Origin of the sequence: Saccharopolyspora gregorii (genome assembly GCF_024734405.1) — a bacterium.
Taxonomy (GTDB): Bacteria; Actinomycetota; Actinomycetes; order Mycobacteriales; family Pseudonocardiaceae; genus Saccharopolyspora_C; species Saccharopolyspora_C gregorii.
The window spans coordinates 2,855,601-2,868,964 of record NZ_CP059556.1 but is presented as its reverse complement, the minus strand read 5'-3'; the positions used below and the strand labels follow the sequence as shown (position 1 = coordinate 2,868,964).

At 73.6% G+C, this 13,364-nt stretch carries 12 protein-coding genes and 1 pseudogene; 6 read left to right on the top strand and 7 right to left on the bottom strand.

What is annotated here, in order from left to right:
* Positions 1 to 32: 32 nt before the first annotated feature.
* Complete coding sequence (locus H1226_RS12345; protein ID WP_258349128.1) at positions 33 to 1,505, bottom strand: flavin-containing monooxygenase; 1,473 nt, start codon at positions 1,503 to 1,505, stop codon at positions 33 to 35.
* Between the two features lie 195 nt (positions 1,506 to 1,700).
* Positions 1,701 to 3,335 (bottom strand): AMP-binding protein, encoded by a 1,635-nt coding sequence (locus H1226_RS12340; RefSeq protein ID WP_258349127.1) that lies wholly within the window; start codon positions 3,333 to 3,335, stop codon positions 1,701 to 1,703.
* Between the two features lie 434 nt (positions 3,336 to 3,769).
* Here H1226_RS12340 and H1226_RS12335 point away from each other — a divergent pair, with 434 nt between their 5' ends.
* The 3 genes from H1226_RS12335 to H1226_RS12325 all read left to right on the top strand — a co-directional run bounded on the left by H1226_RS12335 (position 3,770) and on the right by H1226_RS12325 (position 6,241).
* Positions 3,770 to 4,357, top strand: a complete 588-nt coding sequence (locus tag H1226_RS12335; RefSeq protein WP_258349126.1) for a chorismate mutase — start codon at positions 3,770 to 3,772, stop codon at positions 4,355 to 4,357.
* Between the two features lie 148 nt (positions 4,358 to 4,505).
* Positions 4,506 to 5,261 (top strand): SDR family oxidoreductase, encoded by a 756-nt coding sequence (locus tag H1226_RS12330; protein ID WP_258349125.1) that lies wholly within the window; start codon positions 4,506 to 4,508, stop codon positions 5,259 to 5,261.
* Between the two features lie 107 nt (positions 5,262 to 5,368).
* A complete protein-coding gene (locus tag H1226_RS12325; RefSeq protein WP_258349124.1) occupies positions 5,369 to 6,241 on the top strand; it encodes a LysR family transcriptional regulator in 873 nt (290 codons plus the stop codon).
* A 25-nt stretch (positions 6,242 to 6,266) separates the two neighbouring features.
* On the opposite strand, the gene cynS is transcribed toward H1226_RS12325, so the two are convergent.
* Entirely contained in the window at positions 6,267 to 6,521 is a 255-nt protein-coding gene (gene cynS, locus H1226_RS12320; RefSeq protein ID WP_258349123.1) for a cyanase, read from the bottom strand.
* Positions 6,522 to 6,601: 80 nt separating this feature from the next.
* Positions 6,602 to 6,709, bottom strand: a pseudogene (locus H1226_RS28330) (cyanase); the annotation flags it as partial.
* A 174-nt stretch (positions 6,710 to 6,883) separates the two neighbouring features.
* On the opposite strand from H1226_RS28330, the gene H1226_RS12310 reads away from it, so the two are divergent.
* From H1226_RS12310 to H1226_RS12300, 3 genes are read left to right on the top strand one after another with little or no spacing between them, the layout of a single operon-like run.
* On the top strand, positions 6,884 to 9,259 hold the full coding sequence (locus H1226_RS12310; protein WP_258349121.1) for an MGDG synthase family glycosyltransferase: 2,376 nt from the start codon (positions 6,884 to 6,886) through the stop codon (positions 9,257 to 9,259).
* Positions 9,256 to 10,155 carry a DMT family transporter gene (locus H1226_RS12305; RefSeq protein ID WP_258349120.1) on the top strand — a complete coding sequence of 300 codons (900 nt, stop codon included), beginning with the start codon at positions 9,256 to 9,258 and terminating at the stop codon, positions 10,153 to 10,155. Before H1226_RS12310 ends, H1226_RS12305 begins: the two co-directional genes overlap by 4 nt.
* The gene (locus H1226_RS12300; RefSeq protein ID WP_258349119.1) at positions 10,152 to 10,865 is read left to right on the top strand and encodes an SDR family NAD(P)-dependent oxidoreductase; all 714 of its coding nucleotides are present in this window, start codon (positions 10,152 to 10,154) and stop codon (positions 10,863 to 10,865) included. The genes H1226_RS12305 and H1226_RS12300 overlap by 4 nt, the downstream gene beginning before the upstream one ends.
* 68 nt (positions 10,866 to 10,933) lie before the next feature.
* Here H1226_RS12300 and H1226_RS12295 read toward each other — a convergent pair whose 3' ends face one another.
* The 3 genes from H1226_RS12295 to H1226_RS12285 all read right to left on the bottom strand — a co-directional run bounded on the left by H1226_RS12295 (position 10,934) and on the right by H1226_RS12285 (position 13,351).
* The gene (locus H1226_RS12295; protein WP_224956722.1) at positions 10,934 to 11,584 is read right to left on the bottom strand and encodes a VC0807 family protein; all 651 of its coding nucleotides are present in this window, start codon (positions 11,582 to 11,584) and stop codon (positions 10,934 to 10,936) included.
* Between the two features lie 82 nt (positions 11,585 to 11,666).
* Entirely contained in the window at positions 11,667 to 12,668 is a 1,002-nt protein-coding gene (hpnH, locus tag H1226_RS12290) for an adenosyl-hopene transferase HpnH (protein ID WP_224956723.1), read from the bottom strand.
* A gap of 41 nt (positions 12,669 to 12,709) precedes the next feature.
* On the bottom strand, positions 12,710 to 13,351 hold the full coding sequence (locus tag H1226_RS12285; protein ID WP_258349118.1) for a nucleoside phosphorylase-I family protein: 642 nt from the start codon (positions 13,349 to 13,351) through the stop codon (positions 12,710 to 12,712).
* Positions 13,352 to 13,364: the final 13 nt, after the last annotated feature.

The window sequence follows — 13,364 nt, the reverse complement described above, 5'->3', positions numbered from 1 at the left end:
CGGTCGCTGTGCAGTTCAGGTGGGGACGGCGGTCACGTGGTGGAGGCCGTCAGCACCTGGAAGTCGTTCAGGTCGGGGCAGCGGGTGCGCCTGCGGTACTCGGTCATGGATCCGGGCCAGTTGGTGCTCACCCGCCCGTCGGCGTCCCGGTACCAGCTGCGGCAGGAGGTCCACACGCTGTCGCGCAGCCGCCGCTGCATCTCGTGGTCGAACCGCTCGGCGGCGGCCGGGAGCACGTCCAGCGCGGCACCGGGTCTCCGGGCGAGCCTGCGCACGAGGCGCACCACATACCTGGCCTGGCTCTCCAGCACGTGCACCACCGATCCGGAGCCGAGGTTGGTGTTCGGGCCGTACATCACGAACATGTTCGGGAAGCCGGGCACCGCCATGCCCAGGTAGGCGCGCGCACCCCGCTTCCACACCTCGTCCAGCCGGGCGCCACCGGCGCCGGTGATGTCCAGTGTGGACAGGAAGTTGCTCGCGTCGAACCCGGTCCCGAAGATGATCACATCCGCGGGGTGCTCGACCCCGTCCGCGGTCCGCACCCCGTTCGACGTGACCCGTTCGATCGCTCCGCGCTCCAGCCGGACGCCCTCGCGGGAGAACGCCGGGTAGTACTCGCTGGAGAACAGCACCCGCTTGCAGCCGATCTGGTGGTCGGGCGCGAGGTCCGCGCGCAGCGGCTCCGCGGGCACCTGCCTGCGCCGGTGGCCACCCGCGACCACGGTGAACAGCCTGCCGATGCCCTGCGCGGTGGTCAGCCCGCGACCGGCCGCCTCGAAGAACAGCCAGACGCCGAACCGGCCGACGGCCTGCGCGCCGGGGATGTGGCGGAACGCGAACCGGTGCCAGGACTGGTAGGCGCGGTCCGGCCGGGGAACGATGTGCGGCGCCGAGCGCTGGAACACCGTCATCTCCCGCACCCGGTCGGCGATCGCGGGGACGAACTGCACCGCGCTCGCGCCCGTGCCGATCACCGCGACCCGCTTGTCGCGCAGGTCGAGCTGGTGGTCCCAGCGGGCGGAGTGGAAGGCCGGGCCGTCGAACTCGTCCAGCCCGGGCAGGTTCGGCACGACCGGTTCGCTGAGCTGGCCCACCGCGGGTACCAGCACGTCCGCCTCGACGAGGTCGCCGGATCCGGTGCGCAGCCGCCACTTCCGGGCCTTCTCGTCGTAGGCGGCGGATTCGATGGAGGTGTTCAGCCGCAGGTGCCGGGTCAGCCGGTTCTGCTCCACGCAGCGCCGCAGGTACCGCAGGATCTCCGGCTGCTCGGCGAACCGGCGCCGCCACGTCGGTTCCGGCTGGAACGAGTAGGAGTACAGGTGCGAGGGCACGTCGCACGCGGCCCCCGGGTAGGTGTTGTCCCGCCACACCCCGCCCACGCCGGGGGCGCGTTCGAAGATCGTGAACGAGGTGTGGCCGGCCCGCTTGAGCTGCGCGGCCACCGCGATGCCCGCGAACCCGCTGCCGATGATGGCGACATGGGGTTGGCGGATCGGCGACATGCGGGCTCCTCGTGGTCGTGCGCTGGGGACACGATCACGTTATGCCGGGTTCGCCCGTCCGGTCTGACGCCGACGGCCAGATCATTGATACTTTCGGACAGGGCGGCGACCACCGGGTTCTCCGGTCCGCCCCGCCCCGTCCCGCCCCGCCCCGCCCCGCCCCGTCCCGGTCCGCGCCCGGTCCGCGCCCGGGCGTCAGCCCGCGGGCAGGGCCGCGCGCTGGACCTTGCCGGTGGCGCTGCGCGGAACCGCCCGCACCAGGTCCACCCGCCGCGGGACCTTGTGCCGGGCGAGCCGCTGGCGGACGAAGTCGACGACCTCCAGCGGGTGCAGCGCGGCACCGGGGATGGGCACCACGAACGCGTGCAGCCGCTGCCCGAACTCGGGGTCGGAGATGCCGAGGACGGCGACGTCCTTCACCGCCTGGTGGGTGGCGATGACGTTTTCCACCTCGGCCGGGAACACGTTCTCCCCACCCGAGATGATCATGTCGTCGGCGCGGCCGTCCACGAACAGCAGACCGGACTCGTCGAAGTGGCCCAGGTCGCCGGTGTCCACCAGCCCGCCGATCTGCGGCCGCCCGGTCCCGGTGGTGTAGCCGGTGGAGGTCAGCGTGCCACCGGCGAAGATCCGGCCCAGCACGTCGGATCGGGTGATCCGCCGGTTCGCCCCGTCGTAGAGCCGCACCGCGCAGCCGTGCGGGCTGCGCCCCGCGGTGCCCGGCGCGCGGCGCAGCTCCGCCGGGGTGGCGACCGCGGCGACCGCGGCCTCGGTGGAGCCGTACAGGTTGTAGAGCACGTCGCCGAGCCGCTGCGCGGTGGCCCGCGCCAGTTCCGGGGCGAGCACCGAGCCGGACACGATCACCGCGCGCAGCCCGGACAGGTTCGCGCGCAAAAACTCCGGGTCGAGGTCGAGCAACCGCCGCAGCATCGTCGGCACCAGCACCACCGCGCGGCACCCGTGCTCGCGCACGGCCGTCGCGAGCCGCGCGGCGTCGAACCGGCTCCGCACCACCACGGTGCTGCCGAGGCCGAACGCCACGGTCAGCTGCGAATAGCCGATGGCGTGGAACAGCGGGGAGGCGATGAAGGTGGGTTCCCCGGCGCGCAGCGGGATGCGGTCCAGGAACTCGGCGGCGCTCAACGCGGAGCGCACCTGCCTGCGGGCCCCCTTGGGGCGGCCGGTGGTGCCGCTGGTGAGCAACACGACGCCCGCGGGGCGGCGGGGCCGGGGGATGACGGGTTCCTCCGGGGACTGCTCGGCCTCCGCGAGCAGTCCCTTCAGGGTGGTGCTTCCCGTCGCGGCCGCCGCGGGCCACGCCTCGAAGCACGGGACCCGCAGCCGAGCCCCGGCCACCAGCGGGGCGAACTCGCCGTCGACGATGAGCGCGGCGACCTGCTCGCGATCGACGACGTCGGCGAGTTCCGGAGCGGCGAAACCGGTGTTCACCAGCACCACGTGCACGCCGAGCTTCCCGCAGGCCAGCAGCGACAGGACCAGCCAGCGGTGGTCGCGGCAGCACACCGCGACGGTGTGCCGGTCGTCGAACCCGCGGTCCCGCAGCGCGACCGCCAGCAGGTCGGAGGCGCGGTCCAGCTCCCCGTAGGTGACCTCGCCGAGTTCGTCGGCCAGGCCCACGTCGGCGGGCCGGGTCCGCGTGATGTGCCGCAGCGCCCCCACCAGCGGACCCCAGGTGCGGACGTCGGCGAGCCCGCGCAGCGCGCGCCGCGGCGAGGTGGGCGAGGCCATGCCCGCCCTGGCCAGCACCCGCAACGCGTGCGTACCGTGCCGGGCCCCGCCCGCGCCGTCCGTTCGACCGTCTCGAACCATGCCGCTCCCTCACCACTGCGCGCTGAAACCGGTAAAGATCGGGAACACCTATCGACTTCGCGCAGAGCACGTCAAGCTAGCGGTTCGCCATGAGAATGTTCTTGTCATGCCGATGACAAACCCGGAGCCCGGGTTCCGCCGAAAGGCGTAATCGGCGCACCCCGGAGATCCGTCGCGGACCGGCCGATCGGACCACTGAGGACCGTTGTCGATCGCCGCACGGCGGCGCGGCGTGCTCGCCGTCGGGAGAAAACCGTTCCCGCGCGGTTCAACTCGGTTTCCCGCACGGTCCACAGTGGGTTCACAGTGGACCGGGCGTCGGCCGGGGCGGGGGCGGCACTCGAGCCGGGCCGACACGCCGGGGCATGTCGGACGTGGTGCGCGGGCCCGGTCGAGGCAGACTCCTCCACGACACCGACCGACGAGGAGCGGACATGCGACGAAGGATGCTCACGGGACTCGCGCTGAGCGCGCTGATCGCCACGACGGCCCCGGCCACCGGCAGCGCGGCACCGGTACCGGCACCGGACCGCGCCGAACCCCGGCTGACCGCGCTGGTCGACCTCGCCGCCCAACGGCTGCTGCTGGCCGACGAGGTCGCCGCCGCCAAGTACGGCACCGACTCCCCCATCGAGGACCCGCCGCGGGAGCGGGAGGTGCTCGACACCGTCGCCGAGCTCTCCGCTGAAGCGGGGCTCGACCCGGCCGACGGGGTCCGGTTCTTCCGGGACCAGATCGAGGCGGGCAAGGACGTGCAGCGCGGGCTGTTCGCCGAGTGGGACGCGCACCCGGAGCTGCGTCCCGACCACCGCCCCGACCTCGGCGCGGAGGTGCGGCCCGAGCTGGACCGGATCAGCGCGGAGGCGGTGCGCGAGCTGCGGGAGACCGAAGCGGTGCGGGAACCCACCGACGAATGCCGGCTGGACCTCGCCGCCTCCGCGGTCACCGCGGTCTTCGGGCACCGGCTGGACGCGCTGCACCGGGACGCCCTCACCGCGGCCGCCGGGAAGATCTGCGGATGACCTGCTGAACCCGCCGCGACCTGCGGCCATCGGCGTTCCTTGTCGGCGCACGCGAAGCGCGTGTTTCCCGGGCCCGGGCGACGGCCCCTAGCGTCGGGGCCGGACCGGCGGAACACGCCGGTCGACCGATTCCGGCAAGGAGGGCGAGATGACCGAGCACACGCTGAACGGCAAGGTCGCGGTGGTCGCGGGCGGCGGCAAGAACCTCGGTGGACTGATCAGCACCAAGCTCGCCGAAGCCGGCGCCGAGGTCGTGGTCCACCACCACTCCGAGTCCTCGAAGGACGACGCCGAGCGCACCGCCGAGGCCGTTCGCGCGGCGGGTTCGCAGGCGATCACCGTCGCGGGCGACCTGACCCGCGTCGAGGACGTCCGGCGGCTGTTCGACGCGGCCGTCGACGAGTTCGGCGGCGTCGACGTCGCCGTCAACACCACCGGCATGGTGCTGCGCAAACCGATCGTGGAGACCTCCGAGGAGGAGTACGACCGGATGTTCGGCATCAACGCCAAGGCCGCGTACTTCTTCCTGCAGGAGGCGGGCCGCCGGCTCAACGACAACGGCAAGATCATCAGCTTGGTGACCTCGCTGCTGGCGGCGTTCACCGACGGCTACTCCACCTACGCGGGCGGCAAGGCGCCGCTGGAGCACTTCACCCGGGCCGCGGCCAAGGAGTTCGCCGACCGCGGCATCTCGGTGAACAACATCGCCCCCGGGCCGATGGACACCCCGTTCTTCTACCCGCAGGAGACCCCCGAACGGGTCGAGTTCCACAAGTCGCAGGCCCTCGGCAACCAGCTCACCAAGATCGAGGACATCGAACCGCTGGTCCGCTTCCTGGCCACCGACGGCTGGTGGATCACCGGGCAGACGATCTTCGCCAACGGCGGGTACACCACCCGCTGACCGGACCGCCCGCCAGGGTGGAGCAGGATGCCGGGGCGGCCGGAGCGGGGGCCGGCCGCCCCGGCGAGTGCGGGACGCGGCAGCCGACGAGGAGGTGGAGGACCGACGTGGGACTGGACCTGCGCAAGCTGGAGCACCTCGTCGCCGTGGCCGAAGAAGGCGGATTCACCAGGGCCGCGGCCCGGCTGCACCTCACCCAGCAGGCCCTGAGCGCCTCGGTGCGCAGCCTCGAACGCGAGGTCGGCGTCCCGCTGCTGCGCCGCGACACCGGCGGGGTCACCCCGCTGCCCGCCGGGCAGGCGCTCATCGAAGACGCGCGGGTCCTGCACGGCATCGCCCGCGCCGCGCTGCACCGCGCCCGCCGCATCGGACGCGGCGGCGCCGAGACCCTGCGGATCGGGCACACCCCGGCCGTGACCAGCGACGAAGTCACCACCTTGGTGCACACCGCGCTCGCCGAGCTGCCCGCGCTCGGCACCGAAGTGCACCAGCACTACCCGCAGCAGCTCACCGAGGACCTGCTCGGCGGCGAACTCGACCTCGGGCTCTGCCGCGGCATGCGCCCCCAGCACGGGCTGACCCGCAGCACCCTCAGCCAGGACCGGCTGTCGCTCGCCGTCGCCGCGGACCACCACCTGGCCGGCCGGGACCACGTCGAGCTCACCGAACTCGCCGGGGAACGGCTCGTGGTCTGGGGCGATCCGGGGCGGTCCGGCTACACCGACCTGCTGCTGGAGCACTGCCGCCGCGCCGGGTTCGAACCGAAGCACCTGCGCAATCCGATCCAGGGCACCCCGCCGGTCACCGCGGTGATCGGCACCCGGCACGTGGCCCTGGTGACCGCCCCGCCCGGGCCCACCGCGGGCGGGCGGACCCGGGTGGTGGAGCTGCGCCCGGCGCTGTTCGCGCCGCTGCACGCGCTGTGGCCCGCGCACATCACCCACGACCTGCGCGACGCGTTCCTCGCGGCCACCGGCTGAACGCCCGCTCAGGCGCGCGGCGAGGTCACCACTGGTACGGCAGGAACTTGCCGTCCAGCGTCACCACCACCCGGTCGCCCTGCGGATCTTCCGCGCGGCTCACGTCGAGCCGGAAGTTGATCGCGCTCATGATGCCGTCGCCGAACTCCTCGTGGATCAGTTCCTTGATCGTCGGCCCGTAGACCTGCAGCACCTCGTAGAACCGGTACATCGTCGGGTCGGTGGGCACCGGCTGGTCCAACGCGCCCCTGGTGGGTTGCAGCCGCAGCGCGTGCAGCACGTCCGGTCCCAGTTCCAGCAGCTCCCCGCCGCGCGCGCCTCCGCCTCCGGCATCGGGTGCTGGCCCAGCAGCGCCGCCGTCGTCCACGCCACCGGGCGCCCCACGGCCTCCGCCAGCTGCGCCCACGTGATGCCGAGCTCCACCTTCTTCGCCCGGACCGCGGCCGCCGCCTCCTGCTTGCTGGTCATGCCCACTCCCGTTCCGCCCGGTCGCCCGGGCCTCAGCTGATCCACCACGGCCATCCTCGCCCGGAACCGGCCGCCGAGTCATCCGGCTGCGGGGCGTTCGCTCATCCGGCCGGGCCTCCGGGACGCCGTTAGCCTCCGGACCACGAGCCGTTCTCGGAGGGGGGAGCTCGCCTCGTGACTCAGCCACCGCACCGACTCCTGCTGGTCAGCGCCACCATCGGGGAAGGCCACAACGCCACGGCGCGGGCCGTGGAGGAGGCCGCCCGCGCCCGCTGGCCGGGATGCGCCGTCACCTGGGTGGACGCGCTGCAGGTCATGGGTTCGTGGGTGCCGGCCGCGTTCCAGCGCATCTACGTCACCAACGTCGAGAGCACCCCGTGGCTGTACGACTTCTTCTACGCCGCGCTGTGGCGGCAGCGCTGGTTCGCCGACGGTTGCCGCCGCTTCGTCGGGTCCTGGTGCGGGCGGCGGCTGCGGCCGGTGCTGGCCGAGCACCGCCCGGACCTGATCGTCTCGACCTACCCGCTGGGTACCGCGGGCCTCGACTGGCTGCGCGGGCGCGGTGAGCTGGACGTGCCGATCGCCGCGGTGATCTCCGACTTCGCGCCGCACCCGTTCTGGGTGTACTCGCGGATCGACTTGCACTACGTGATGAGCGAGAACGGGCTGCGGGCCGCACGCCGTGCCCAGCCCCGCTCGGTGCACGCGGTGAGCGCCCCGCCGGTGGAGTCCCGGTTCCGGCCGCGGGACAAGGCCGAGGCTCGCCGGGACTGCGGGCTGCCCGCCGAGGGGCGGATCCTGCTGATCTCCTGCGGTTCGCTCGGCTTCGGTTCCGTGGAGCGCGCCGCCGACGCCGCGCTGCGCACCGAGATCGACCGGGTGGTGGTGCTGTGCGGGCACAACGAGGCGCTGCTGCGGCGGCTGCGGGACCGCGCCGGACAGGACCCCCGGCTGGTGCCGCTGAGCTGGGTGCGGAACGTGCCCGCCTACACCGCGGCCGCCGACGTGGTGGTGACCAACGCGGGCGGTGCGACCGCGCTGGAGGCGCTCGCGTGCGCACGCCCGGTGCTCATGGTGGAACCGATCGCCGGGCACGGCCGCGCCAACGCCGAACTGATGGCCGACGCGGGGCTCGCCGAGCTGTGCGAGGACGCGGACGCGCTGGCCCGGGTGCTGGACCGCCTGCTCACCGACCCGGACGAGCTGCACGCCGTCGAGCAGCGCGTGCACGAGCACCTGCGGGTCACCGGCCGGTTCGCCGACCAGGTGGCCGAGCTCGCCGACCTGCGGCCCCCGCCGCGCCCGCGGCGGCTGCGCGGGCAGGACGCGTTCTTCGTGCACGCCGCCACCCCGGAGGTCCCGCAGCGCACCGGCGCGGTGCTGACGCTGAGCGACCCGGACCGGGTGATGACGACCGCGGACTGGATCGACCACCTCGGCGCCCTGATCACCAGCCGGGCGCCGCGGCTGCCGATGCTGCACCACCGGCTCAGCGGCGGGCGCTGGATCCCCGTGCGGGAGATCTCGGTGCCCGAGCACCTCGGCCACCACGAGCTGAGCGGCGCTCCCGGCGAGCGGGAACGGGTCGAGCGGGAGTTCTTCACCGCCCCGCTGCGCGCCGACCGGCCGCCGTGGGCGCTGAAGGTGCTGCGCGAACCCGGCTCGGCGCAGGTCGTGCTGCTGGTGTCGATGCACCACGCGCTGGGTGACGGGCTGGTGATGACCGCGACGCTGCTGCGGTTGCTCTCCGACGACCCGCAGGAGGAGCCGCCGCCCGCCGCCCCGGAGCTGTCGGGGGCGCGCCGGGCGCTGGTGGTGCTGCGCGGTCTGCTGGGCCTGGCCGCGGCGAACGCGCTGCCCGCGGCGGGGCCGGCGCGGCGCAGCACCTCGGCCCGCCGCTACGCGTGGGTGGAGCTCCCCACCGAGCAGGTGCGCCGCACCGCCGCCGCCCACCGGGTCAGCCGGACCGCGCTGCTGCTGGCGGTGCTGGCCGAAGCGCTGCACCTGGTGGACGAGAACGACACCACGCAGCGCTCGCTGCGCGCGATGGTGCCCCGGGGCACCGGTGGCGGGACGTCCTGGTTCGGCAACCACGCGGCGGGGATCGCGGTGGACCTGCCGCTGGGTCCGATGGCGCCGCGCCGACGCCTCTCCGAGATCGCCGCCCGCCTGGACCGGGCGCAACGCGGCGGCATGCCGGTCGCCGCTGCCGCGGTGGTGGGCGCGCTGGGCGCGCTCCCGGCCCCGCTGCACGCGCGAGCGGTCCGGTCGATGTACCGGGGACGTTTCTTCCAGGCCATCGTCTCGGTCATGCCGGGCCGGGCCGAACCGCCGCGGATCGCGGGCGCGCGGTTGCACACCGTGCACCCGGTGCTGCCGCTGGCCGCCGGGGTGGGCCTGGCGCTCGGAGTGATCCACTGGTCCGAGCACACGGGCGTCGGCATCACCACCGACCCCGGGTCGTTCCCGGACGTGGCCGAGTTCGCCGACCGGTTCCGGCAGGCGTTCGCCGCGCTGGGCGACCCCGCACCGGTGGGCGTCGGCTCGTGAGTTCCACGGGCACGATGCTGGGGATCGCGGTACCGGCCGCCGTCCTCGGCGCGGCCGGGTTCGGGCTGGCCAGCGCGGTGCAGCAGCGCGCCACCAAGCAGGTGCCCACCAGCCGCACGCTCGACCCGCGGCTGCTGTGGGACCTGGTGCGCAAGCCGGTCTGGCTGCTCAGCATCGGGACGGTGCTGGCCGGGCTGTCGCTGCAGATGGTGGCTCTGGCGTTCGGACCGCTGGTGCTGGTGCAGCCGCTGCTGGTGACCTCGGTGCTGTTCGGCGCGGTGTTCGCGGCGGGGATGGCGCACCGCAGGCTGGACCGGGTGCTGGTGCTGGGCGCGCTGGCGGTGATGGCGGGGCTCGCCGCGTTCCTGCTGCTGGCGCGGCCCGTCGGCGAGGGGACGGGGTTCACGGGGGCGACGGACGTGCGGCCACTGGCGGTGGCGCTGGCCTTGGTGGTGCTGGCCTGCGTGCTCACCGCGAACCGCTTCCCCGGTGAGGTGCGGGTGCTGGCGCTGGCGCTGGCGACGGGCGTGCTCTACGGCGTCACCGCCGGACTGATCAAGGTGGTGGCCGAGCAGCTGCGGCACGGCGGCATCGCCGAACCGTTCACGCATCCGACGCTGTACGTGGTGTGCGCGCTGGGGCCGGTGGGGTTCCTGCTGAGCCAGAACACGTTCCAGCAGGGCCGGTTCATCTCCCCGGCGCTCGCGGTGATCACCGCGGCGGATCCGCTGGTGGGGATGGCGATCGGGGTGAGCTGGCTCGGCGAGCGCGTGGAGACGGCGCCGGGCGCGGTGGCCGGGCAGGTGCTGGCGGGTCTGGTGCTGATGGCGGGCATCTGGGTGCTCACGCACCGCGGCGAGCACCTGCGGCGGGCCATCGAGGAAGGTGCCGGGTGAGGTGGCGCTCCGCGCTGGTCACCGGCGCGTCCTCCGGCATCGGCGCCGCGCTCGCGCTGGAGCTGGGGGCGCTCGGGTGCGATCCGGTGCTGGTGGGCCGGAACCGGGAGCGGCTGGCGGCGGTGGCGCGGCGCAGCGGCGGGCGCGCGCTGGTGGCGGACCTGGCGGATCCGGATGCGGTGCGCCGGGTCGCCGAGGTCGCCGCCGACACCGATCTGCTGATCAACAACGCCGGGGCCGGGTGCGCGGGTCCGCTGCCGGAGATGCCGGAGGCGCGGGTGGCGGAGCTGGTGGCGCTGAACCTCACGGCCCCGCTGCAGCTGACGCGCGCGGCGCTGCCCGGGCTGGTCGCTCGGGGCGGCCAGGTGGGGTTCGTCTCGTCGATCGCCGCGACCGGGGTGCGCGGGGAGGCGGTGTACTCGGCGACGAAGGCGGGGCTGCGGGCGTTCGCGGCGAGCGTGGCGCACGAGGGCGTGCCGGTGACCACCGTGTTCCCGGGCTTGGTCGCCACCCGCTTCTTCGACCGCCGGGGTGCCCCGGAGCGCCGCTTCCCGCGGCCGGTACCGCCGGAGCGGGTGGCGCGGGTGCTGGTGCGCGCGCTGGAGGAGGGCACGGCGGAGGTGTTCGTGCCGAGCTGGCTGGGTCTCGCCGCCCGGGCGCAGGGTGCGCTGCCCGCGACCTTCCACCGCCTCGCGCACCGCTTCGGCTGAGGGCTGCTCACGAGAGCGGCCCACCGACCCGGCTGGACCGGATCGGTGGGCCGTGCGACCGCGGTTGCTCAGGCCGCGCGGGCGAAGCGCAGCGTGATCCCCTCACCGCGCAGCTCGCGCCGCAGCCACCAGATCGAGGCGACCGCGGCCACCGCGACCAGGCTGAACGAGCCTGCCGTGCTGGCCAGCAGGAAGTGCCCGATGGTGGCCTGGGCGAGCGCCCACAGCGTGGTGAAGCCGTTGATCGTGAACACCAGCGCCCACAGCAGCGACACCCGCCGGAAGAACCGCTGCACCCGGGCGTTGCCGATCAGCGACGGCGGCAGGATGCAGAAGTCGTCGGCGAGCTTGGCGATGAGCGTCCGTTCGAACAGCAGCGACCCGAGGAACAGCACGGCCACCAGGAAGTTCTGCAGGCTCGGTTCCAGGAAGTACAGGAACGAGCTGTTCGTGGCGAACCCGACGACGGTCCGCACCACCAGCACCCCGGTGGTCAGCATCAGCACCAGCGGCACCCGCAGCCGGAGCACGAGGCGGACGGCGACGGCGCCGACGCCCCACACGAGTGCGGCGATCAGTCCACCGGTCAGACCGGTGAAGGTGAACAGGACGTAGAACAGCACCAGCGGTGCGACGACCGTTTCGCCCAGGTGCTTGGCGGCGTGCCACAGGTGCGATGGGAGCGCGTCGAGGTGCACGACCTGCGATGGCTGCTTCATGCGTTTCGGTGTCCGTCGTCGGGGGCGGGACCACAAGGGTAACCGCATCGTTGCTGATCAACAGTGGTTCGGGTGGTATCCCTCACCCCTTCAGGGCACGAATCGATTCGCGTAGTGAACCCATCGTGGCCAGTACCGCGGTGGGCTCATAACCGCAATGAGCCATGCAGTTGGCGCACCGCGGATCCCGGCCGCGCCCGTAGGACTCCCAGTCGGTCTCGTCGATCAGCTCCCGGTAGCTCTGCGCGTACCCGTCACCCATCAGGTAGCAGGGCCGCTGCCAGCCGTGCAGCGAGAAGGACGGGATCGCCCACGCGGTGCAACCGAAGTCGACCTTGCCCTCCAGGAAGTCCAGGAACCGCGGCGAGTGGTTGAACCGCCACTTCTTGCGCCTGCCGTCGGCGAAGACCTTCGCGAACAGCTCGCGGGTCTCGGTGACGCCGAGGAAGTGCTCCTGGTCGGGCGCCTTGTCGTAGGCGTAGGCGGGCGAGAGCATCATCTGGTCGACCTGGAGCTCGTCGTTGAGGTAGTCGAGCACCTCGATCACCGACGCGGGCGTGTCGGTGCTGAAGAACGTGCTGTTGGTGGTGACCCGGAAGCCGCGGCGCTGCGCCTCGCGCACGTTCTCCACCGCCTGATCGAACACGCCCTGCTTGCACACCGAGGCGTCGTGGCGCTCCTGCAGCCCGTCGATGTGCACCGCCCAGGAGAAGTACGGCGACGGCGTGAACTTATCGATCTTGCGGGGCATCAGCAGCGCGTTCGTGCACAGGTAGACGAACTTCTTGCGCCGCACCAGCTCGGCGACCATCACCTCGATCTCGGGGTGCATCAGCGGTTCGCCACCGGCGATGGACACGACCGGGGCGCCGCACTCCTCGACGGCGGCCAGCGCCCGGTCCACCGGCATCCGCTGCTTGAGCACGCTGGCCGGGTGCTGGATCTTGCCGCAGCCGGCGCAGGCCAGGTTGCAGGCGAACAGCGGTTCGAGCTCCAGGGTGAGGGCGAACTTCTCGCGTCGCGCGAGCTTCTGCCGCACGAGGTAGGAGCCGACGCGGACGGCTTGGCGCAGAGGAATTCCCATGTCAGTACCTCCAGCTCGGGTGGGGTCGGGACGGCGGGTCGTCACCGCGGGTGGTCGGTCGCCGCGGGCCGACATCGCCGCGACGAGGCGGCCCACGCGGTCACCGCGGGAGCGAGCCGCCGCAGCCGCAGCAGGGCGCGCAGCCCCCGGTCGGCGGTGCGCGGGTGCAGCAGCGGGGTCCGCGCGGTGTCGACGACGACCCGCACCACGGCGCACAACCGGTCCCCCGCCGAGCGCGCCACCGCGGCCGATTCCATGTCCACCGCCACCACGCCCGTGGTGGCCAGCGCGGCGCGCTCGCCGCCGCCGACAAGGTGGTCCGTGCTGGCGACGGGACCGACCAGCACCGGGAACCCGGCGCCGCGGAGGAGCTCGGCCAGCCCGGCCGCCCCGGGCAGCCGCACGCTGCCCGCCTCGTCGCGGACCTCGTCGGCGACCACGACCGCGCCGGGACCGGTGTCCCCCACTCCCCCGCCCAGGCCGAGCAGGACCGGCGCGTCCTCGGGACCGAGCGGAACCCCGGCGACACGGCGCGCGCTGCGCCACGGCCCGAGCCCGGTGCGCAGCACCGGTGAACCGGTCGCGCCGCGCAGCGCGACCGCCTCGCAGCGCAGCGGCGCGCACAGCAGCACCCGGGAACCGGTGGCTGCACCACCGGTCCGCCGTCGCGCCGCCGCGCTCACCGCCGCGCCCCGA

What these genes read in the sequence shown, in the direction of transcription:
- H1226_RS12345 (WP_258349128.1), bottom strand. Translation starts at nt 1,505, where the DNA reads ATGTCGCCGATCCGCCAACCCCATGTCGCCATCATCGGCAGCGGGTTC.
- H1226_RS12340 (WP_258349127.1), bottom strand. Translation starts at nt 3,335, where the DNA reads ATGGTTCGAGACGGTCGAACGGACGGCGCGGGCGGGGCCCGGCACGGT.
- H1226_RS12335 (WP_258349126.1), top strand. Translation starts at nt 3,770, where the DNA reads ATGCGACGAAGGATGCTCACGGGACTCGCGCTGAGCGCGCTGATCGCC.
- H1226_RS12330 (WP_258349125.1), top strand. Translation starts at nt 4,506, where the DNA reads ATGACCGAGCACACGCTGAACGGCAAGGTCGCGGTGGTCGCGGGCGGC.
- H1226_RS12295 (WP_224956722.1), bottom strand. Translation starts at nt 11,584, where the DNA reads ATGAAGCAGCCATCGCAGGTCGTGCACCTCGACGCGCTCCCATCGCAC.
- hpnH (WP_224956723.1), bottom strand. Translation starts at nt 12,668, where the DNA reads ATGGGAATTCCTCTGCGCCAAGCCGTCCGCGTCGGCTCCTACCTCGTG.